The sequence below is a fragment of the Acidovorax sp. genome, from assembly GCF_046291265.1.
In the GTDB taxonomy this organism is placed as follows: Bacteria; Pseudomonadota; Gammaproteobacteria; order Burkholderiales; family Burkholderiaceae_C; genus Acidovorax.
Genome location: NZ_JBKBTV010000002.1, coordinates 133,121 through 153,963, shown reverse-complemented (window position 1 = coordinate 153,963; position 20,843 = coordinate 133,121). Strand labels below are relative to the sequence as shown.

Below are 20,843 nucleotides of genomic sequence, written 5' to 3'. Positions count from 1 at the left end.
GATACCGCCAACCCAAACTACCCGCGCCAGCACCATGATTGGTCTGGGTAGTGTTGTGCGTTCTGCTGCCTACTCGCCCTCAGTTTCCCGCCCATTTCACGTTGCGATCACCCTATGAACCCGGCACAGCAGCCCATCGGCGTTTTTGACAGCGGTGTGGGCGGATTGAGCGTTCTGCGCGCACTGAAGGCGGAGCTGCCCCACGAACGTTTTGTGTACCTGGCCGACAGCGCCAACGCACCTTACGGCGAACGGGGCGACGCTTACGTGGGTGCCCGCACACACGCCATCACCCGGTTCCTGCGGGAAAAGCACCACATCAAAGCCTTGGTGGTGGCATGCAATACCGCCACCGCAGCCGCGATCCACGAGGTACGCCACAGCCACGCTGATCTGCCCCTGGTGGGCCTGGAGCCCGCCATCAAGCCAGCCCTTGCGGTGACGCGCACAGGGCATGTGGGAGTGGTCGGCACGCGGGGAACGCTCACGAGTGCCAAGTTCGGCAAGCTCATGGCTTCACTGGCAGGCCAAGCCCATTTTGTGGTGCAGCCCTGTGACGGTCTGGCCCATGCCATCGAGCGCAGCGTGGCTCAACCTCTGGCAGCCCCCGGCGCTTCGCCTGGAATCTCAGCAACACCCCCCATCAGTTCAACCACCGAGACGGGTGTGTTGTGCGAGCGGTATGTTCGCGCCATGGGCGCGTTTGGCAAGGGGCCCGGCCAGATGGACACCCTTGTGCTCGGCTGCACGCACTACATCTTTGTGGCGCACGAACTGCGCGCCCTCGTGGGGCCTGATGTCACGTTCATTGAGACCGGCGAACCGGTGGCACGGCAGACGCGTCGATTGCTGGAGACGGCAGGACTGTTGAACGGGGACGGCCTGGGGGCGGGCGGGATTTCGATGGCTTTGCCCAACGCTTTAGGAAAAAGTGACCCCGCGCCCTGCAGCGTCCGCCTGCTCACGACCGGCCCTTTGCCGATGCTGCAAGCGGCAGCACAGCGCTGGCTCGACCTGCCCCCAGATTGCTGCGAAGCCGTTTTGGTGCCGTAGTTTGAATCAAATAGGGCTCTAGCGCTTTACCATCAAGCGCATATAGCTACCAAATACATAGCAAAAAACGCTAGCCGAGCCGCTGCTTTTCAGCAGGCTCCGTACCCCAAAGGCGCTCGCCCGCGTGCTCCATGTGGGTGAGATAAAGGCGCAGGTCAAACTCATACTGGTGGTACTGCGGCTCCATGTGCGTACAAAGCTGGTAAAAGGCCTTGTCGTGGTCCTTCTCGCGCAGGTGGGCCAGTTCGTGCACAACGATCATGCGCAAAAACTCGTCGGGCGCCTGCTTGAACATTGCCGCAATGCGAATCTCGTGTTTGGCCGCCAGCCGACTGCCCTGCACACGGGATACGGACGTATGCAACCCCAGCGCATGCCGCACCACGTGGATCTTGTTGTCGAAAAGTACCTTGTTGACCGTGCCTGCATTGCGCAGGTAGCGCGACTTCAGCGTCTGTGCGTAGTCGTACAAAGCCTTGTCGCTGCGCACCGCGTGCGCCTGTGGATACTTGCGTTGAAGCACGGCTCCCAGACCGTCAGACGCGAGCAGCTCACGTGCCTGATCCTGCAAGGACTCAGGGTAGGAACGCAAATAAGGAAGGTCGGATTTCATGGGCTGGAAACCACACAGGCCGTACAGCCCGGAACGTTGTGCCCCGGAGCAGCGTCAACGGTGTGAAAAACCGACGCAGCGCCGACTGCACGAAGGCCAGATCAGTGCAGATGGCGCGGGCGACGGCCACCGCCGCCACCATGGCCACTGCCAGAGCCACCAGAGCCGCGGGGCGGCTTGCCAATTTCAAGGGAATTGACCAAAGCGTCAAAACGCTGGCTGAACAGCTTGTCAATTTCGGTGACAACGCCACCCAACTCGGCACCGTCAAAATGACGTTCCATCATGTTGATCACGTCTTGCACCAGCAAATCACGCTGCACCTGCATGATGGCTGCTGGCGTGGGCCCTACGAACAGCATGACAAAGTCATCGCGCGACTCGGTGCTCTGCCCTTCTTCGTCTTCATCAAAGTCGGTGTCGTAGAAGGTCACTTCAATGGCGGCACCTTGCTCGGCCAGCTCATTGAGGCTCATGCACATCTCGTCGAGCGACTGGCGAAAGTCTTCATCGCCACGCACCGTCCAACACATCTGCAGCAGATGCTCCTGCGCATCGAACTTGATGCCAGGCTCCTCTTCATAGGCGCTGGCGGCGCCATCGGCCAGCGAGCGGGCACCAGCATAGGTCCAAAGGGGTTTGAGCGCCTCCTGGATCTGGTCAAAACCGGCATCGGCGCGCAGCTGAACCTGTCCGTGGACGTGGATTTCGAAAGGAGCGTTGTAACTTGACATGATTGAATCGTAGTGGTGCCCCGAGCCGGGGTCGAACCGGCACGCCCCTTTTCAGGAAAGCGGCGGATTTTAAGTCCGCAGTGTCTACCAATTTCACCATCGGGGCGCCGGCTGCCCAGCGCACACCTGCGTCGCAGCGTAACCCGGGCTGCGCACGCGCGCAATGCCCTGTCGCTTCTGTGGTCACAAGGGTGTAGATTACAAACCCACTCGCCCTGCGCCTCCAAGAAAAAAGGGAAGCCGAAGCTTCCCTTACAAATTTGGAGCGGGAAAAGAGTCTCGAACTCTCGACCTCAACCTTGGCAAGGTTGCGCTCTACCAACTGAGCTATTCCCGCATTTTCTAACCCTTCTGATGCAAGCATCAGAGCGAATCAGTAAGCCTCAAATTATATCGCTATTTTTTGGCTCATACGATTGCAAACCAAAAAACTTTATCACTCAATGCCACCCTTTTACGATCCCACGAGGCTACTTCCGAGGAGGCAGAACCAGATGGCGATTGCGACCGTATCTGGAGGCGCGGTCCGGAGTCGAACCGGACTAACCGGATTTGCAATCCGGGGCATAACCGCTTTGCTACCGCGCCAAAATTTCATTGTCGTTTGAAAAAAAAGGGAAGCTATTGCTTCCCTTTTTTCAAACTGGAGCGGGAAAAGAGGCTCGAACTCTCGACCTCAACCTTGGCAAGGTTGCGCTCTACCAACTGAGCTATTCCCGCATTTATCGAAGCCTTACATTCTACAACGTTTGCTGCGATGGAATGAATTGTAGCGCATTTTTTGAGACTTCAAAGAAATTTTTGCCTCAATGTTTCAGGCCATCTGCAGATGCCGAAGTGGTCGCTGATTTGTCTGCAGCGGCGGCCGCTACGACCGCAACTTCTTCATCGGTCAGCGGTACCGGTTTGCTCTCCAGCGCTATCTCCAGCACCTTGTCGATCCAGCGCACCGGAACGATTTCCAGGCCACTTTTGACGTTGTCCGGAATTTCCTGCAAATCCTTGACGTTCTCTTCGGGGATCAAGACCGTTTTGATGCCGCCGCGCAATGCCGCCAGCAGTTTTTCTTTCAACCCACCAATGGCCGTGACTTCGCCACGCAAGGTGATCTCACCCGTCATGGCTACATCACCACGTACAGGAATACCCGTCAGCGCAGATACAAAAGCTGTCGTCATTGCCGCGCCCGCACTGGGACCATCCTTGGGAGTCGCTCCGTCTGGAACGTGAATATGAATATCACGCTTCTCAAACGCCTCATCCTTGATACCAAGAAGCCGTGAACGGCTGCGCACTACAGTGCGCGCGGCCTCCACAGATTCCTTCATCACATCCCCGAGCGACCCGGTACGCGTGATGACACCCTTGCCAGGCATGGCTGCCGCTTCGATGGTGAGCAAATCGCCACCCACCTCTGTCCACGCCAAGCCGACCACCTGGCCGACCTGATTCTGCGCCTCGGCACGACCGTAGGTGTACTTACGCACGCCCAAAAAGTCAGGCAAGTTATCTGCAGTGACAACAACTTGAGGTTCAAGCTTCTTGAGTTGCAGGCCCTTGACCACCTTGCGGCAGATCTTGGACAACTCGCGTTCCAGTGAACGCACACCCGCTTCACGCGTGTAGTAGCGCACCATATCGCGCACGGCGGGCTCGGTGATGTTGAGCTCTTCATCCTTCACGCCATTGTTCTTCAACTGCTTGGGAAGCAGGTACTTCATGGCGATGCTGGTCTTCTCGTCCTCGGTATAACCCGAAAGGCGGATCACTTCCATGCGGTCGAGCAGGGCCGGCGGGATGTTCATCGAGTTCGACGTGGCGACGAACATCACGTCGGAGAGGTCGAAGTCCACCTCGACGTAGTGATCGCCAAAGGTGTGGTTCTGCTCGGGGTCCAGCACCTCCAGCAGCGCACTCGACGGGTCGCCCCGGAAGTCGGTACCCAGCTTGTCGATCTCATCCAGCAGGAACAGCGGATTGCGCGTGCCCACCTTGGAGAGGCTTTGCAGCACCTTGCCAGGCAGCGCGCCGATGTAAGTACGGCGGTGCCCACGGATCTCGGCCTCGTCGCGCATGCCGCCCAAGGCCATGCGCACATACTTGCGGCCAGTGGCCTTGGCGATCGACTGGCCCAGCGAGGTCTTGCCCACGCCAGGAGGGCCCACCAGGCACAGGATGGGCGCCTTCACCTTGTCAACACGCTGTTGCACTGCAAGGTACTCAAGGATGCGGTCCTTGACCTTGTCGAGGCCGAAGTGGTCCTCGTTAAGCACACCCTCGGCATTGACAAGGTCGTGCTTGATTTTGGTCTTCTTGCTCCATGGCAGGTTGATGAGCACGTCAATATAGGTGCGCACCACGGTCGCCTCGGCAGACATGGGCGACATCAGCTTGAGCTTCTTGAGTTCGCCCTCTGCCTTCTTGCGCGCCTCGGCGGACATTTTGGCGAGTTTGATCTTCTTTTCGATCTCTTCGATGTCGGCGCCTTCGTCGCCCTCACCCAGTTCCTTCTGGATGGCCTTGACTTGCTCATTCAGATAGAAGTCGCGCTGGTTTTTTTCCATCTGGCGCTTCACACGCCCACGGATTTTTTTATCGACGTTCAGGATGTCGACTTCACGATCCAGTTGCTCGAACAGGTTTTCGAGACGCGCTTTCACATCGGACAGATCCAGCACCACCTGCTTGTTCTCCAACTTCAGCGGAAGGTGGGCCGCAATGGTGTCGGCCAAACGGCCAGGATCATCGATGCTGGAGATCGACGTCAATATCTCAGGCGGAATCTTTTTATTGAGCTTGACGTACTGGTCGAACTGCTGCATCACAGCGCGGCGCAAAGCTTCGATTTCACTGGGCTTGTTAGCTTCCTGCGTGGCCTCGACTGGCGTGACCGTCGCCAAAAAATGCGTCTCAGCATCTTCGATGGAAGACACCAAGGCACGCTGCTGACCTTCGACCAGCACTTTCACCGTGCCATCAGGCAGTTTCAGCATCTGCAAGATCGTGGACACGCAGCCCACGTCAAACATATCCGAGACGGAGGGCTCATCTTTGGCGGCTGCCTTCTGTGCAACCAGCATGATGCGGCGATCAGTCTCCATGGCCATCTCAAGCGCCTTGATGCTCTTGGGGCGACCCACAAAAAGCGGGATAACCATGTGGGGGAACACCACCACGTCACGCAAGGGCAACAGCGGCAGGTCAATAGGGGTGGCTGGCAGGGGGGTATGTCCGGACATGGAAATCCTCAAAGTGCTCTGTGGAATATGGTCCACATGTGGGGATTTTCAACCCTTGCATGCAGCCGCACTGCCGCAAGGGTTGATGGGACAGGGGGCGCCTCAGGGCGCCCGTTCCAGTCATCTCAGGCCTTTTTGGCCGCTTCGCGGTAGACGAGCAGCGGAGGCTTGTTTTCTTCGATGGTGGACTCGTCCACCACCACTTTTTCGACATTGCTGGTATTGGGCAAATCGAACATCGTACCGATCAGGGATTGCTCCAGGATGGAGCGCAGACCGCGGGCACCCGTCTTGCGGGCAAGCGCCTTGCGGGCAATTGCCTTGAGCGCCGCAGGACGGATCTCAAGATCCACGCCTTCCATGGCCAGCAATTTGCTGTATTGCTTCACCAGCGCATTCTTGGGCTCGGTCAGGATCTCGACCAGCGCGTCCTCGCTCAACTCGGCCAGCGCCGTCACCACCGGCATGCGCCCCACCAGCTCAGGAATCAGACCGAACTTGATCAGGTCCTCGGGCTGGATCTCGGTGAACACCTCGGTCAGCGAACGCTGCTTTTTGCTTTTGACGGAGGCACCAAAACCGATGCCCGATGCCTCGGTGCGGTTCTCGATGACCTTCTCCAACCCCGCAAACGCGCCACCGCAGATGAACAAGATGTTGGTCGTGTCGATCTGCAGAAAATCCTGGTTAGGGTGTTTGCGCCCGCCCTGCGGAGGCACGCTGGCCATGGTGCCTTCGATCAGCTTGAGCAACGCTTGCTGCACGCCCTCGCCCGACACGTCGCGCGTAATGCTGGGGTTGTCGGATTTGCGCGAAATCTTGTCGATCTCATCAATGTAGACAATGCCACGCTGCGCACGCTCGACTTCGTAGTTGCAGCTTTGCAGCAGCTTCTGAACGATGTTCTCCACGTCTTCGCCCACATAACCGGCTTCGGTCAGCGTCGTGGCGTCGGCCATTACAAATGGCACGTCCAGCATCCGTGCCAACGTTTGTGCCAGCAGCGTCTTGCCAGAACCTGTGGGGCCAATCAACAAGATGTTGCTCTTGGACAACTCCACATCATCCTTGTGGGCCTTGTCCTTGTGGCGCAGACGCTTGTAGTGGTTGTACACCGCCACCGCGAGCGTGCGCTTGGCCACATCCTGGCCAATCACATAGTTGTCGAGGTTGGTCTTGATCTCTATCGGGGTGGGCAGATCACTGCGGCCTTCACGCGCCAGATCACCGGCCGGCAGCTCGTCGCGAATGATCTCGTTGCACAGGTCAATGCACTCGTCGCAGATAAAGACAGACGGGCCAGCGATCAGCTTCTTCACTTCATGCTGGCTTTTGCCGCAAAAAGAGCAGTACAGGGTTTTTTCGCTGGAAGAGCCTTTTTTCTCGGCCATGGGGGCAATGCCTTGCTTGTTACGGAAAGTTGTCGGGATGATAACCAAATAAAAAACGGCGTCTTCCGCAATGGAAAACGCCGCCGCGTGAGCTTTTGGCTATCAGGCGCGCTTGCTGATCACCTGATCGACCAAGCCATATTCCTTGGACTCTTCGGCCGACAGGAAATAGTCGCGCTCAGTGTCGCGCTGGATTTTTTCCAGCGGCTGGCCTGTGCGTTCGGCAAGGATCTTGTTCAGCTGTTCGCGGGTCTTGAGGATCTCGCGGGCATGGATCTCGATCTCGGTCGCCTGACCCTGCATGCCGCCCAGCGGCTGGTGGATCATGACCTTGGAGTTGGGGAGCGCAAAACGCTTGCCCTTGGCGCCAGCAGCCAACAAAAACGCACCCATGCTGGCCGCCATGCCGGTGCACAGGGTGGACACATCAGGCTTGATGAAATTCATGGTGTCATAAATCGCCATGCCAGCGCTGACGGAACCGCCAGGGGAATTGATGTAGAACGAAATATCCTTGTCGGGGTTTTCGCTCTCCAAAAACAACAACTGCGCCACCACCAAGTTGGCCGTCTGGTCGTTGACCGGTCCCACCAGGAAAATCACGCGCTCCTTGAGCAGGCGCGAGTAGATGTCATAGGACCGCTCACCGCGGCCTGACTGCTCGATGACCATGGGGACCATGCCCAGGCCTTGTAATTCCAATGCGCTCATGTTTTCTCCAGACAAGCAGGTACTGTACCCAGAAATGAATTGGGGCTTGTGCACGAAAGCACAAGCCCCTGGTGGACTCCTCGACAACCAACCGCCTTAGAAAAAGCGCTGGTCATCGTGGCACGGGCTATCAGCCCTGTTGCGCCATCAGTTCGTCGAACGATACGGCCTTTTCAACCACCTTGGCTTTGCTCAGCACAAATTCGGTCACGTTGTTTTCGATCACAACGGCCTCAACGTCCGCCAGACGCTGACGGTCACCAAAGTACCAGCGCACGACGTCTTCGGGCTTTTCGTAGCTGGCAGCCAGCTCGTCGATGTGAGCCTTGAGCTGCTCGGGCTTGGCATGCAGCTCGTTGGCCTTAACCAACTCAGCCACGACCAGTCCCAGGCGCACGCGGCGCTCGGCTTGGGGGCGGAACACGTCTTCAGGGATCTCGGCCTTGTCGGCGTCCTTGATGCCGCGTTGCTTGAGTTCGGCGCGCGCGCCTTCCAGCAGGCGGGCGATTTCAGATTGCACGCTGGCGTTGGGCAAGTCCAACTCGGCCTTCGACACCAGGGCGTCCATCACAGCCGCCTTGTTGCGGGCCAGCAGACGGAACTTGACTTCGCGCTCCAGGTTCTTCTTGATGTCAGCGCGCAGGCCGTCCACAGAACCGTCGGCGATACCCAGCGACTTGGCCAGAGCGTCGTTCACTTCAGGGAGGTGAGCGGCTTCGATCTTCTTGATGGTCACGAGGAAGTCAGCGGTTTTGCCGGCGACGTCCTTACCGTGGTATTCAGCAGGGAATGCCAGGGGGAAAGTCTTGCTTTCGCCCGACTTCATGCCGCGCACTGCGTCTTCGAATTCCTTGAGCATCTGGCCTTCGCCAACCAGGAACTGGAAGTCTTCGGCCTTGCCGCCCTCAAAAGTCTCGCCGTCGATCTTGCCTTCGAAGTCGACCGTCACGCGGTCGCCGTCTTGTGCAGCAGCGTCCATGGCGCGCTGCGCAAAGCTGCGGCGCTGCTTGCGCAGGATGTCGATGGTCTTGTCGATGGCCGAATCGGTCACTTCAGCAGACAGCTTTTCGACTTCAGCGTCAGCCAGATCCGCGATCTTGACTTCAGGGAACACTTCGAAAATCGCGTCGAACGTGACTTGGCCTTCAGGAGCGCCTTCCTTTTCGGTGATGCGGGGCTGGCCGGCAACACGCAGGTTGGCTTCGTTGGCCGCCACGGCAAAGGCTTCACCGACCTTGTCGTTCAGCACTTCGTACTGCACCGAATAGCCGTAGCGCTGGGCGACCACGGTCATGGGGACTTTGCCAGGACGGAAACCGTCCATCTTGACCGTGCGTGCCAAGCGCTTGAGGCGCGTGTCGACTTCGGACTGGATCAGGGTAACGGGCACGCTCAGCGTCATCTTGCGCTCGAGCTTCTCAAGGGTTTCAACAGTAACGGCCATGGCTATTCCTCTTATGAATGTGGATCGTGCTGGCTGCAGCGCAGCAGCGCCGTGTTCCGCAAAGTCTCACATGGGTGGTGCGCGGGGCGGGACTCGAACCCGCACAGTATTGCTACCGTCAGGACCTAAACCTGGTGCGTCTACCAATTTCGCCACCCGCGCGGTTCTACAAACAAACAGGCGGCAAGCTGAGCTGCCGCCTGTGTGAAATCGGTCAACCTTCTATTTTACCTGATGCGGGCACCCACCCTATCAAACGCCACCCAGAACCTCTGGCGAAGGTCGCTTGACGCGGAACCACGCGGCATACATTGCGGGCAGGGCCAGCAGCGTCAGCACCGTGGCAACAATCAGCCCGCCCATGATGGCGACAGCCATCGGGCCCCAGAACACGCTGCGTGACAACGGGATCATGGCCAGCACGGCAGCCGCAGCGGTCAGCACGATGGGGCGCAGTCGCCGCACGGCCGATTCCACAATGGCGTCCCAGGCTGGCACTCCCCGGGCGCGGTCCTGCTCGATCTGGTCGATCAGGATCACCGAGTTGCGTTGGATCATGCCCATGAGCGCGATCACACCCAGCAGCGCCACAAAGCCAAAGGGACGGTTGAGCAAAATCAGCGCGCCAGCCACGCCTGCGAGCCCCAGCGGCCCGGTCAGAAACACCAGCATCGCGCGGCTGAAGCTGTGCAGCTGCAGCATGAGCAGCGTGAAGGTGATGAAAAGCATGACCGGAATGCCTGCCGCAATCGAGGCTGACCCCTTGGAGCTTTCTTCGACAGCGCCCGCCACTTCAATGCGGTAGCCCGTCTGTCCCGCTGCATGCCACTTTGCCTCGATCTCCTTGAGCGCAGGCAGCAACGCAGCCGTCACCGTGGCGCCTTGCAGGCCTTCCGTCACGTCGCCCTGCACCGTGATGGCGTAGTCGCGGTTTTCGCGCCACATTACACCGGGCTCCCAGGTGAACACGGGCTTGGCGATCTGCGTGAGCGGGATCGACTTGCCCGACGCCGTAGGCAGATAGGCATTGGCAATGTCCGTGATCGCGTTGCGCTCGTCCAGCGGCTGGCGCAGCACAATGTCGATCAGTTTGTCGCCTTCGCGGAACTGCCCCACCTGTGTACCCGACAGGATGGTCTTGGACGCCTGGGCGATGGACTGGCTCGTCACACCCAAGGCGCGCGCCTTGGCTTGGTCAACCTCCAGGCGCAGCACCTTCACGGATTCGTTCCAGTTGTCGTTCACGCCACGCATGTCGGGGTTCTTGCGGAGCTCTGCTTTCACTTCGTCAGCGCGCTCGCGCAGCACCAGCGGCTCAGGTCCGACCACCCGGAACTGCACGGGGTATGGCACCGGCGGCCCGTTGGGCAGCAGCTTGACGCGGCCGCGCACCTCTGGGAACTCCTCAGCCAGCAGCGCAGGCAGTTTCACGCGCAGCGATTCGCGCACCTTCAAGTCCTTGGGCACCACGATGAACTGCGACACATTGCTCTGCGGGAACACCTGGTCCAGCGGCAAATAGAAACGGGGGACGCCCGAGCCCACCCAGGTGCTAACGGTGTTCACGCCCGGTTCGGACAACAAACGCTGCTCCACCCGCTTGGTGACCGCTTCATTGCCCGCAAAGGAGGTGCCTTCTGGGAACCAGACATCCACCATGATTTCCGGACGGCTTGAGTCCGGGAAGAACTGCTGCTGCACCTGGCCCATGCCCACAATGCCCAGCGCAAAGGTCAACACCGTCGCACCAATGGTCAGCCACCGGTGCTCCACACACCAATTCACCAAACGGCGGAAGGTGCGGTAAAACGGGCTATCAAACACTTCATGCGGGTCGTCTGCGATGCCTTGGTTGGCTTGGTTGGCCTGCGCGGCCAGCACATGCGGCGGCGAGCTTTCAGCCCCCACGCTCGCCACTGCGTGTGCTTCGCTGCCCCCCAGGGGGGCGTAAGCCGCCTTGGGGCGGCCCGGCGGCGGCTTAAGCAGCAACGTGCCCAGGTACGGCACAAAGTACACCGACACAATCCAGCTGAGCACCAGTGCGATCACCGTCACCGCAAAGATGGCAAACGTGTATTCGCCCGTGGTGGACTTGGCCAAACCAATGGGCAAAAAGCCCGCTGCGGTAATCAGCGTGCCCGTCAACATGGGCATGGCCGTGATCTCGTAGGCAAAGGTGGCGGCGCGCACCTTGTCATAGCCCTCTTCGAGCTTGAGCACCATCATCTCGACCGCGATGATCGCGTCGTCCACCAGCAGGCCCAGCGCAATGATCAGCGAGCCCAGCGAAATCTTGTGCAGGCCAATGCCCCAGTACCACATGGCCAAAAAGGTCACGGCCAGCACCAGCGGAATGGTGATGCCCACCACCAAACCGGGGCGCGGGTCGATGTACCAGCGCTTCCACAGCGGCTGGTTGCCGGGCCGCTTGTGCAGCCCCAGCGCAATAAAGCTCACCGCCAGCACAATGACCACGGCCTCGATCAGCACCTTGACGAACTCGTTCACCGAGGTGGACACCGCCTTGGGCTGGTCTTGTACGTTGACCAGCTTCACGCCGGCAGGCAACGAGGACGCAATGCGGTCCGTGGTTGCGTGCAGCGCCTTGCCCAGCGCGATGATGTCGCCGCCCTTGGTCATGGAGACCCCGAGCGCGATCACTTCCTGCCCTTGGTGGCGCACCTTCACGGTGGCCGGGTCTACGTAACCGCGCTTGACTTCTGCGATATCCCCCAGACGCAGTTGCGCACCCGATGGCCCGCGGATCGGCATGGCGCGCAGGTCTTCAATCGCGTTGAATTGCCCTTCCACACGCACCTGCACCTGGTCCTGCGGCGTCTGGATGGCGCCCGCGCTTTCAACCGCGTTCTGCTGGCCCAGCTGGGCCAGCACCTGGTTCATGTCGAGGCCCAGTTGCGACAGGCGCTTTTGCGACATCTCGATGAACAGCTTCTCGTCCTGCGCCCCGAACAGTTCCACCTTGGCCACGTCGGGCACGCGCAGCAGTTGCTGGCGTGCATCGTCGGCAAACTGCTTGACTTCGGCGTAGCTGAAGCCTTCGGACTCCAGCGCGTAGATCACGCCATACACATCACCAAAGTCGTCGTTGAAGAACGGCCCCTGGATGCCCGTGGGCAAGGTGTAGCGCATGTCGCCCACCTTCTTGCGCACGCTGTACCAGACGTTGGCCACCTCGCTGGCCTTGGACGAGTCCTTGATCTGGAAAATGATCTGCGACTCGCCGGGCTTTGAATAGCTGCGGATCTTGTCCGCGTACGGCACCTCTTGCAGCGTGCGCTCGATCTTGTCGGTGACCTGCTCTGCCACCTGCTGCGCTGTGGCGCCGGGCCAGTAGGTGCGCACCACCATGGCGCGGAAGGTGAACGGCGGGTCTTCGTCCTGCCCCAGCTGAAAATAGGCTGCAAAGCCCAGCAACATCAGCACCACCATGAGGTAGCGCGTGAGGGCCGGGTGGTCGAGCGCCCACTTGGAGAGGTTGAACCCCTCTTTGGGTTGTACTTGCGTCATGGTCGACCTCAGTTCGCAGTGGACGCTGCAGGTGCCGCAGCCGTGGCAGCGGGCACGACGGGCGCAACAGGCGCGGTCGGCGCATCTGGCATTGCTACTGGATTAATAGCTGTCTGCGCTTTACCAGAGGGCGCTGAGGCCAATTTTGGCTGATAAATTAACACCTTCTGCCCTGGCGAGAGCACATGCACACCCGTGGCCACCACCTGCATGCCCGGGGTCAGGCCCGCAGCCACCACGGCTTCGTTGCCGTCGGCCGTGGCAATCTGCACCACTTGCGACTTGATGGTGCTGCTGGCCGCGTCGTACACCCAAACTGCGGTGGACTGGCCCTCTTGGCGCAGGGCGCTGGTGGGCAGCTTGATGGCGGCGATGCCCGCATGGCTGAGCGCCTTGGGCGTGACATACACCGTCGAGCCCAGCGCGGGGGCATCGGCCCCATCAATGGACACCTTGATCTGGAACGTGCGCGTCGCCGCATCGGCGCTGGCCGCCACTTCGCGCACGCGCCCCGTCAGGTTGGCGCCGCCAGACCAGCCGCGCACCGCCACTTCAGAACCCTGCGTGATCTGCGCCACCTTGTCCTCGGGCACCGCAAACACCACATCGCGGGGGCCGTCCTGGGCAATGCGCACCACGGGCGTTCCGGCCGACACCACCTGGCCCGGTTCGGCATCAATCCCCGTCACGACGCCAGACACATCGGCCACCAGCGTGGTGTAGGTGGCCTGATTGCCTTGCGACGACAGCTGCGCGCGGGCCTGGTCCAGCGTGGCCTGGGCGGCTTTCAGCGTCGCATCGCGGCGCTCCAACTCCGCGCCGCTGATGAAGTTCTGGTCTTTCAGTGCCTGGTAGCGCTTGTAGTCAGCAGCCGCCAAGTCACGCTGCGTGGTGGCCGAGGCGAGCTGGGCGCGGGCAGCGTCAGCGGCCAGTTGGTAGTCCTTGGGGTCCAGCTGGGCCAGCACCTGCCCGGCCCGCACGCGCTGGCCCAGCTCGGCCTGGCGCTGCACGATCTTGCCCGCTACGCGAAAGCCCAGACGCGATTCCACCCGTGCCCGCACCTCACCCGAATACTCCAGGCTGGACTGCAAAGCACCCACGCCCACGGTCAGCAACTTGACGGAGCGCACGGGCTCCTCGGGCGGTGCGGGGCGCGAGCAGGCGGCCAGCACCGCCGCGGTGGCCAGCACCAGCAAAGTCCGGCAGTGCCGTTGAAAAGGCCGCGAGGCGGAGGGTGTGCGCATGGGAAATCCGGTGAATAAAGAAGGGCTACAAGGAAGCTGCAGGGGCTGCACGCAAAACGCAGGCACGAATGCCTGCGCTGTAAGGTCAGCCTCCTTGTCCCTGATTGAATTGGCTTTTTTGATTACTGACTGACCGGTTAGTAATCTATGAGAAGCCCCCCGCCTTGTCAAGCGACAATCCGGGGTGTGAACGACCGACCCCGCCCCCCTACACCCGAAGTACCGCCCGCAGCCGCCCCAGCCGCCGCAACTTCCGCGCCACAGCCACCCCAACATGGCGCTGCCACATTGGCCGCTCCTGTCACCCATTACGAAAACTTTCCCGTCGCATCGGTGCTGTGCCCCCCGCACCTGCGCCAGCCCATCGCGGCCATCTACGGCTTTGCCCGCACGGCCGACGACATTGCCGATGAAGGCGACGCCCCGGCCGCCACCCGCCTGGCCGACCTGGCCGACTACCACGCCGACCTGATGGCCGTCGCCCAGGGCCAGCCGCCCTCACCCCGCTGGGCCAGCGTGTTTGTGCCGCTGCAAGCGGTGCTGCGCAGCCACCAGTTGCCTGTGCCGTTGCTGGCCGACCTGCTCAGCGCGTTCGCCCAGGACGTCGAAAAAACCCGCGACGCCGAGGGCTACGCCGACCGGGACGAGCTGCTCGACTACTGCCGCCGCTCCGCCAACCCCGTGGGCCGCCTGCTGCTGCATCTGTATGGCGTGACGGACGCGAAAGCGCTGCAAGAAAGCGACGCCATCTGCACCGCGCTGCAGCTCATCAACTTCTGGCAGGACCTCTCCGTGGACATCCCCCGCGGCCGCCACTACCTGCCCCGCGCCGACTGCGCCGCCCACGGCGCCTGCCAGGCGGAGTTGCTGGCCCTGCGCAACACCCCCGAGAACATCCGCCTCATCACCGGCTGTGCCCGCTGGGCCCGCGCCAGCATGCAAACCGGCGCGCCCCTGGTGCACCGCCTGCCAGGCCGCGCGGGGTGGGAGCTGCGCTTGGTCGTGCAAGGCGGCCTGCGCATTCTGGACAAGGTCGATGCCCTTAAAGGCGGCAGCCTGCACACCCGCCCGCGCCTGCATGCGTGGGACTGGTGCGTGATGCTGGGCCGCGCGCTGGTGATGTAAGAAAGATTCATGGGCCACAAGGCGCGCTGACATCCGCCTGGGCCTGGGTCATGAATTTCAAGCCAAATTGGCCTCTAGCGCTTATTCATCAAGCGCTAGTAGCTATCAATTTCTAAGCATTCCATCGCTTTCGGCGGCGCATGGACACGCCCCGAAGCAGTGGCAAGGCAGGGATAGCGCGCATGGCACCGTCTTTGCAGCAGGCTAGTCTTGCGCCCATTGCGGGGAACCAGCCGCCCGAGCCTACAAGGCCCGATACATATAACAACAACAACAACAACATCCGCAACCGCTACCCGTGGCGGGCCAGGAGGGCTATCCGTTTGACTGCCAGACAACTTTTCAAAACCCTCCAGTGGGGGCTCATCCTTTTCTGCCTGGTCTTTTCCATCGTCGGGGGCGTGGCCGCAGAGCGGGTGCTGGACGTGCTGCAGTGCCAACCCCACGCCGACCCCGCACTGCGCTCGTGCTCGTGGCTCACCAACCCGATTGCGGTGCGGCTGACGCCTTTTCTGTCTGCGGGCAGCATCGTCGACTACCCTTTTGTGCTGCTGACCCACTTCTGGGGACTGCTGCTGGTGTGGGGGCTGGCGCTGGTGGCCGCACGCTGGGCAGACCGCCACCCCGCCGCAGCGGCTGCGCTGTTGCAGCAATGGCTGCCGCGCCGCATCAACGCCACACAGGCTGACGTACTGCGCTGGAGCGTGACTGGAACCTTCTGGCTGCTGTTGGCAGGGTTCATCGTGTTCTGCCTGGCACTGGGCGTGCCCATTGTGGGCAACCAGAACGCGCGGGCCATCATGGAAAGCCTGGGCTGCTCGCCCGGCACGTTCGACCCCTTCTCATCGCCCTGCATGAAAGCCCCCGGCTTTTGGACGCCCCGGCTGTCCCTCTACTTCATCCCCCTGGCGGGGCCCCTGCTGGCGCCGGTGTGGCTGGTGATGGGGTTCTGGGATGTGCTGCTGGGCTGGCTGGCATTGATCGGTGCCACGTTCGCCCTGAAATCGCATCTGTCGCAGCGGGCCAACCCGCCCTCCCGCCCCCACCCCTCGGCCCACCCAATGCGCCGCCCCTGAGAGCCCCACCATGTCCGTCAGCGTTTTCGACCTCTTCAAGATTGGCATCGGCCCGTCCAGCTCCCACACCGTGGGCCCCATGATTGCCGCGCGGCAGTTTGCCTGCCATTTGCGCGACACGCTGGGCCTGGCCGCCGTGCACCAAGTCACCGTGGAGCTGTTTGGATCGCTCTCGGCCACTGGCGTCGGCCACGGTACCGACAAGGCGGTGCTGCTGGGCTTGGCGGGGCATGAGCCTGATCGCATCGACCCCGACCAGATCACCCCCGCGATTGCAGACATCCGCACCCGGCAAAAGCTGGCGCTGCTGGGCGAGCACCTGGTGCCGTTTGTCGAAAAGGAGCACCTGCTGTTTCGCCGCAAAAGCCTGCCGCTGCACCCCAACGGCATGGCGCTTCATGCGTTTGACGCGCAGGGCGCCGAGATCGCGGCGCGCGAGTACTTCTCGGTGGGCGGCGGTTTTGTGATTGATGCGGCGGGCGAGCGCGTGCTCAACGCAGCCGCACACGCGCAGCCAGGCGCTGCAGGTCACGCCCAGGGCTTGCCCCATCACTTCCGCACCGGGGCTGAGTTGCTGGCCCAGTGCCAGGCCACCGGCCTCACCCCCGCGCAACTCATGGCCGCCAACGAGCAGCACTGGCGCAGCCCCACCGAGCTGCGCCGCCAGCTGTTGGCCATCTGGCACACCATGGCGGGCGCCGTGTTGCGCGGTTGCGCCAGCACAGGCACCCTGCCCGGCCCCATGAACGTGCGCCGCCGCGCGGCCGACCTGCACAAAAGCCTGACCACCCAGTCCGAAGCCGCCCAGCGCGACCCGCTGTCGATGATGGACTGGGTAAACCTGTACGCCATGGCCGTCAACGAAGAAAACGCCGCCGGTGGCCGCGTGGTGACCGCCCCCACCAACGGCGCCGCGGGCGTGATCCCGGCCGTGCTGCAGTACTACGTGAACTTCTTGCCCGGTGCGGACGAGGACGGCATCGCCACCTTTTTGCTCACTGCAGGCGCCATCGGCATCATCTACAAAGAGAACGCGTCCCTGTCCGGCGCCGAGGTGGGCTGCCAGGGCGAGGTCGGAGTGGCCTGCTCCATGGCCGCAGGCGCGCTGGCAGCCGTGATGGGCGGCAGCCCCGAGCAGATCGAGAACGCCGCCGAGATCGGCATGGAGCACAACCTGGGCATGACCTGCGACCCCGTGGGCGGGCTGGTGCAGATTCCCTGCATCGAACGCAACGCGATGGGCGCCATCAAGGCGATCAACGCCGCCCGCATGGCACTGCGTGGCGACGGCCAGCACGTGGTGTCGCTCGACAAGGTCATCAAGACCATGATGCAGACCGGCGCGGACATGAAGAGCAAATACAAGGAGACATCGCGCGGGGGGTTGGCGGTGAATGTGGTGGAGTGTTGAGGGAACCCGAGCGCCGTCAGCCTTGGCCTCTCCGTTCGCCCTGAGCCCGTAGAAGGGCTGCCCAGATGCGCCCCGGCTTCGGCAGGCTCAGCCCGAACGGTTGGCGGATGAGCCACCTTGCAAAACGAAAATCAAGCCAAAACACGCGCTAGCGCTTATTTCATAAGCGCTAGCAGCTATCAAATTTGAAGACCGTACCAATATTTACGCTACCCCGCGCACATATCTGCAATGGAGCCCACACAGCGACTCCGCTGGGATACTTGGCGTTTGGGGCTAAAAGCAAACATTGACTTGAGGGGAGTACCGACGGGATGGGTCTGGATGGGCTTCGGTGCTGCATTGCTCTGGATGGGGTGGGATGCCTTCGGCACGATCAAGACAAAGCACCTCTCCAGCCGTGAGATAGCGGAGCGGGTTTATGGTGCTGGCGCTCCCGAACTACCTGAGCATCTTGAGCTTCGCGCAAGAACGAGGTGGCTCATTCAAGGCTCGTCGCTTGCCTCGCTCATGGGGCTCGTCTTCTGTGCTTGCGGACTGGCATGTATCGTTGGCGGCGTCGCGCTTATCTTGGAGTAGCGTGCCGTGTCCCATGTTCGCGTCGGACCCCGTGTGCCAGCACAATCAGCCGAGCCGTGAGGCCGAACTCGGCCAGGAGCAGCCAGTGAGGACGGCTGAAAGCGGACGCTCAACAATGTTGCTGAGTCGCTGACGGAGGCTTGCCGACGGACGTTGGCTCGAGCAACCGGTTAACTATCGCCTTTCAAAGCGACATCCGAATCTTTTAAATTAAGGTCGGACTCGCTGAGAAGTATCTAACGCAGCTGCCTTTACCGTAAGTTGCAATCCAGTAAGAAGCTCCGCCGTACGTGCGGCCGCCAATGCATCGGCGTTCTTGTAATGATATTTCTCGTTTCCGAAATTCGCCGGAGTCAAGGGTACGATTGGTGTCAACGCATTATCCTCCATATCGAACAATGCAAATTTTATCCAAACCCATGGCTGGTAATTGGAGAACATACTGCTGGCGTTATATCTAATAACCACTTCATCGATCTGAATCACCCATCTTGTTGTTATGGATTTTCGATCAAACGAAGGAATATGTGTCCTAGCATCCAGCCGTTCCCCTCCAAGAGAAGGCACCTCAATCGATGGTAAGCCTCTGATTTTTAGAGCCTCTGCAAAGGATTTTTTAAACAGTGCGAACAATTGCTCCCTATTTTCAGGAGAATTTATGGCCGCGAAACGTGCTTGGTTAGCCTCATTTTTCTCTTTTGTTGCTTCATCTATTGCAGCCCCCACTAGACCCAGAGACACGCCGGCACCCGTGATGAGGTGGACCCCGACAGGCAGCGCGTTTTGCCGATATACGACCGTGATTTCTTTTTCATTTCGAAGTTCGGACGGAACCGATGCGCAACCTGAAAGTTGAAGCATGCTCAAACCAAACAACACTCCAACCAGCGGTTTCCAAATTTGACAGAGCATGATTTCCTTGATATTTTGGTAACTGTCGGATTTACGCCTTGCTTTTATTAATCAAAAGCGCGAAAAATCCATATCTCAAATTAATTCTGCGATGGCTAACGTTTACCATGAGCGGGAATAGCAGGCTTGCCTGTTAATCTCCGCTCGATTGACAATTTAGAGCTCATTGTCACGATTTTCCCCCAGTGTTCTGGAAGTTCTCAGGGAAAGGCCGACTGCGATGCCGAGCGCGATAGATATCAGAAGGCCTGCGACGAAGTACCCGTAGTCGATGCGTCCGCGAAACATTGAGCTGGCAACAACCATCAGTACGAGACACATGCGCAAGTGCAAGCTCATAGACACGGTCCACGTGAACCGTTGAGGCTCGAGCACTGCAACCACCACCAGTACGGCAACGAGGAGCACAAAGATAGCAGCCTGAACGTGAACCGAAACGGGCACTGGCATGGATGGGGGCAATAGCGCAGCCAACGCTAGCACCGTCCATCCAACCAACAAGGCAACTCGAACGCCGTTTCCGATGCTTGTCACTGCGAGGCTCTCCGTTATGAGCTTCTAACTATATATAGCTTGCCAGTTGGCAAGCACCGGGCACTGAGGCAGCGAGGTTTGGACGGCAAGCCAGCGGGTAGTGACCCAACGGCAGCTTTGGGGTAGTTTTTTCCAACGGCGACTTAGGGCGCAAAGCGGATGAATTTCGCTAATGTGCTTCGGCGAGGATCGGCAGCATCAGGCGCCGCAGCCGAACATCAGGCGGCAGCAGATGTGGCCAGGCATCCGGCGGCTCGCACCACCAAAACTATAAAAACAATAGCTATCAGCGCTTATCCAATAAGCGCTAGAGCCCAAAAACACTTCAAATCCGCTCACCCCGCCGGGCACGGCGGGCCATGGGACAATTCCGCCCCATGACACCGCAGCAGTACGTACAGCAAAAAGCCGTGGCCTCCGGCAGCAGCTTTTATTACGCCTTTCTCTTTTTGCCAGCGCCGCGCCGCGCGGCTATCACGGCGTTCTATGCGTTCTGCCGCGAGGTGGACGATGTGGTGGACGAAGTGACGGACCCCGGCGTGGCCCGCACCAAGCTGGCCTGGTGGCAGGCCGAGGTTGCTAAGGCCTACGCGGGCCAGCCGACCCACCCCGTAATGCTGGCTCTGATGCCGCACACCGCCGACTACGGCATTGAGCAGCGCCATCTGCAGGCCGTGATCGACGGCTGCCAGATGGACCTGGAGCAAACGCGTTATCTCGACTTTGCAGGCCTCAAAGGCTACTGCCATCTGGTGGCGGGCATCGTGGGCGAGGTCACTGCGCGCATCTTTGGTCAGACTGATGAGCGCACCACCCAATACGCGCACACGCTGGGCCTGGCGTTCCAGCTCACCAACATCATCCGCGACGTGGGCGAAGACGCCATGCTGGGCCGCATTTACCTGCCGGTGAGCGAACTGCAGCAGTTTGACGTGAAAGCGCATGAGATCTTGAAGCGCACGTATTCCGACCGGTTCACGGCGCTGATGCGGTTTCAGGCCGAGCGCGCGCACCGCTTGTACGACGAGGCTCTGGCCCTGCTGCCTGACGCCGACCGCCGCGCGCAAAAGCCAGGCCTGATGATGGCCAGCATCTACCGCACCTTGCTGCGCGAGATCGAGCACGAGAACTTTCAGGTGCTGCACCAGCGCATCCGCCTGACGCCGCTGCGCAAGTTCTGGCTGGCGTGGAAGGTGCAGGCGCTGGGGCGCATGTAACCGCGCAATCCACACCCCTCACGCCCACACCC

At 60.7% G+C, this 20,843-nt stretch carries 14 protein-coding genes and 5 tRNA genes; 5 read left to right on the top strand and 14 right to left on the bottom strand.

The window, feature by feature from the left end; all coding sequences use genetic code 11:
- Positions 1-114: 114 nt before the first annotated feature.
- Positions 115-1,053: a glutamate racemase gene (locus tag ACK41V_RS01640; RefSeq protein ID WP_409776866.1), complete on the top strand. Its 939-nt coding sequence runs from the start codon at positions 115-117 to the stop codon at positions 1,051-1,053.
- A 70-nt stretch (positions 1,054-1,123) separates the two neighbouring features.
- Here the strand turns inward: ACK41V_RS01640 and ACK41V_RS01635 are convergent, their stop codons facing one another.
- From ACK41V_RS01635 to ACK41V_RS01575, 13 genes are all read right to left on the bottom strand, one after another.
- Positions 1,124-1,666 (bottom strand): YgjP-like metallopeptidase domain-containing protein, encoded by a 543-nt coding sequence (locus ACK41V_RS01635; RefSeq protein WP_409776863.1) that lies wholly within the window; start codon positions 1,664-1,666, stop codon positions 1,124-1,126.
- 101 nt (positions 1,667-1,767) lie between these two features.
- Entirely contained in the window at positions 1,768-2,400 is a 633-nt protein-coding gene (locus ACK41V_RS01630; protein ID WP_409776860.1) for a DUF6806 family protein, read from the bottom strand.
- A gap of 13 nt (positions 2,401-2,413) precedes the next feature.
- A tRNA-Leu gene (locus tag ACK41V_RS01625) sits at positions 2,414-2,506 on the bottom strand.
- A 155-nt stretch (positions 2,507-2,661) separates the two neighbouring features.
- Positions 2,662-2,737: transfer RNA gene (locus tag ACK41V_RS01620), tRNA-Gly, on the bottom strand.
- Positions 2,738-2,914: 177 nt separating this feature from the next.
- A tRNA-Cys gene (locus ACK41V_RS01615) sits at positions 2,915-2,988 on the bottom strand.
- A gap of 56 nt (positions 2,989-3,044) precedes the next feature.
- Positions 3,045-3,120: transfer RNA gene (locus ACK41V_RS01610), tRNA-Gly, on the bottom strand.
- A gap of 86 nt (positions 3,121-3,206) precedes the next feature.
- Positions 3,207-5,639 (bottom strand): endopeptidase La, encoded by a 2,433-nt coding sequence (lon, locus tag ACK41V_RS01605; RefSeq protein ID WP_409776858.1) that lies wholly within the window; start codon positions 5,637-5,639, stop codon positions 3,207-3,209.
- Positions 5,640-5,764: 125 nt separating this feature from the next.
- The gene (gene clpX / locus ACK41V_RS01600) at positions 5,765-7,030 is read right to left on the bottom strand and encodes an ATP-dependent Clp protease ATP-binding subunit ClpX (protein WP_409776855.1); all 1,266 of its coding nucleotides are present in this window, start codon (positions 7,028-7,030) and stop codon (positions 5,765-5,767) included.
- A gap of 102 nt (positions 7,031-7,132) precedes the next feature.
- A complete protein-coding gene (gene clpP, locus ACK41V_RS01595) occupies positions 7,133-7,741 on the bottom strand; it encodes an ATP-dependent Clp endopeptidase proteolytic subunit ClpP (protein ID WP_409776852.1) in 609 nt (202 codons plus the stop codon).
- A 130-nt stretch (positions 7,742-7,871) separates the two neighbouring features.
- Positions 7,872-9,185 carry a trigger factor gene (gene tig, locus ACK41V_RS01590; RefSeq protein WP_409776850.1) on the bottom strand — a complete coding sequence of 438 codons (1,314 nt, stop codon included), beginning with the start codon at positions 9,183-9,185 and terminating at the stop codon, positions 7,872-7,874.
- 75 nt (positions 9,186-9,260) lie between these two features.
- Positions 9,261-9,347 (bottom strand) — tRNA-Leu (locus ACK41V_RS01585).
- A 90-nt stretch (positions 9,348-9,437) separates the two neighbouring features.
- The gene (locus tag ACK41V_RS01580; protein WP_409776847.1) at positions 9,438-12,713 is read right to left on the bottom strand and encodes an efflux RND transporter permease subunit; all 3,276 of its coding nucleotides are present in this window, start codon (positions 12,711-12,713) and stop codon (positions 9,438-9,440) included.
- Between the two features lie 8 nt (positions 12,714-12,721).
- Positions 12,722-13,957: an efflux RND transporter periplasmic adaptor subunit gene (locus tag ACK41V_RS01575; protein ID WP_409776844.1), complete on the bottom strand. Its 1,236-nt coding sequence runs from the start codon at positions 13,955-13,957 to the stop codon at positions 12,722-12,724.
- Positions 13,958-14,104: 147 nt separating this feature from the next.
- Here ACK41V_RS01575 and hpnC point away from each other — a divergent pair, with 147 nt between their 5' ends.
- The 3 genes from hpnC (at position 14,105) to ACK41V_RS01560 (ending at position 17,569) form a co-directional block, all read left to right on the top strand.
- Positions 14,105-15,082: a squalene synthase HpnC gene (hpnC, locus tag ACK41V_RS01570; RefSeq protein WP_409776841.1), complete on the top strand. Its 978-nt coding sequence runs from the start codon at positions 14,105-14,107 to the stop codon at positions 15,080-15,082.
- 323 nt (positions 15,083-15,405) lie between these two features.
- Positions 15,406-16,158: a hypothetical protein gene (locus ACK41V_RS01565; protein ID WP_409776838.1), complete on the top strand. Its 753-nt coding sequence runs from the start codon at positions 15,406-15,408 to the stop codon at positions 16,156-16,158.
- 10 nt (positions 16,159-16,168) lie between these two features.
- The gene (locus ACK41V_RS01560) at positions 16,169-17,569 is read left to right on the top strand and encodes an L-serine ammonia-lyase (protein ID WP_409776836.1); all 1,401 of its coding nucleotides are present in this window, start codon (positions 16,169-16,171) and stop codon (positions 17,567-17,569) included.
- 789 nt (positions 17,570-18,358) lie between these two features.
- Here the strand turns inward: ACK41V_RS01560 and ACK41V_RS01555 are convergent.
- Complete coding sequence (locus ACK41V_RS01555; protein WP_409776833.1) at positions 18,359-19,060, bottom strand: hypothetical protein; 702 nt, start codon at positions 19,058-19,060, stop codon at positions 18,359-18,361.
- Between the two features lie 911 nt (positions 19,061-19,971).
- Here ACK41V_RS01555 and hpnD point away from each other — a divergent pair.
- On the top strand, positions 19,972-20,811 hold the full coding sequence (gene hpnD / locus ACK41V_RS01550) for a presqualene diphosphate synthase HpnD (protein WP_409776830.1): 840 nt from the start codon (positions 19,972-19,974) through the stop codon (positions 20,809-20,811).
- The last annotated feature ends 32 nt before the right edge of the window (positions 20,812-20,843 follow it).

What these genes read in the sequence shown, in the direction of transcription:
- ACK41V_RS01640 (WP_409776866.1), top strand. Translation starts at nt 115, where the DNA reads ATGAACCCGGCACAGCAGCCCATCGGCGTTTTTGACAGCGGTGTGGGC.
- ACK41V_RS01635 (WP_409776863.1), bottom strand. Translation starts at nt 1,666, where the DNA reads ATGAAATCCGACCTTCCTTATTTGCGTTCCTACCCTGAGTCCTTGCAG.
- ACK41V_RS01630 (WP_409776860.1), bottom strand. Translation starts at nt 2,400, where the DNA reads ATGTCAAGTTACAACGCTCCTTTCGAAATCCACGTCCACGGACAGGTT.
- lon (WP_409776858.1), bottom strand. Translation starts at nt 5,639, where the DNA reads ATGTCCGGACATACCCCCCTGCCAGCCACCCCTATTGACCTGCCGCTG.
- clpX (WP_409776855.1), bottom strand. Translation starts at nt 7,030, where the DNA reads ATGGCCGAGAAAAAAGGCTCTTCCAGCGAAAAAACCCTGTACTGCTCT.
- clpP (WP_409776852.1), bottom strand. Translation starts at nt 7,741, where the DNA reads ATGAGCGCATTGGAATTACAAGGCCTGGGCATGGTCCCCATGGTCATC.
- tig (WP_409776850.1), bottom strand. Translation starts at nt 9,185, where the DNA reads ATGGCCGTTACTGTTGAAACCCTTGAGAAGCTCGAGCGCAAGATGACG.
- ACK41V_RS01580 (WP_409776847.1), bottom strand. Translation starts at nt 12,713, where the DNA reads ATGACGCAAGTACAACCCAAAGAGGGGTTCAACCTCTCCAAGTGGGCG.
- ACK41V_RS01575 (WP_409776844.1), bottom strand. Translation starts at nt 13,957, where the DNA reads ATGCGCACACCCTCCGCCTCGCGGCCTTTTCAACGGCACTGCCGGACT.
- hpnC (WP_409776841.1), top strand. Translation starts at nt 14,105, where the DNA reads ATGAGAAGCCCCCCGCCTTGTCAAGCGACAATCCGGGGTGTGAACGAC.
- ACK41V_RS01560 (WP_409776836.1), top strand. Translation starts at nt 16,169, where the DNA reads ATGTCCGTCAGCGTTTTCGACCTCTTCAAGATTGGCATCGGCCCGTCC.
- ACK41V_RS01555 (WP_409776833.1), bottom strand. Translation starts at nt 19,060, where the DNA reads ATGCTCTGTCAAATTTGGAAACCGCTGGTTGGAGTGTTGTTTGGTTTG.
- hpnD (WP_409776830.1), top strand. Translation starts at nt 19,972, where the DNA reads ATGACACCGCAGCAGTACGTACAGCAAAAAGCCGTGGCCTCCGGCAGC.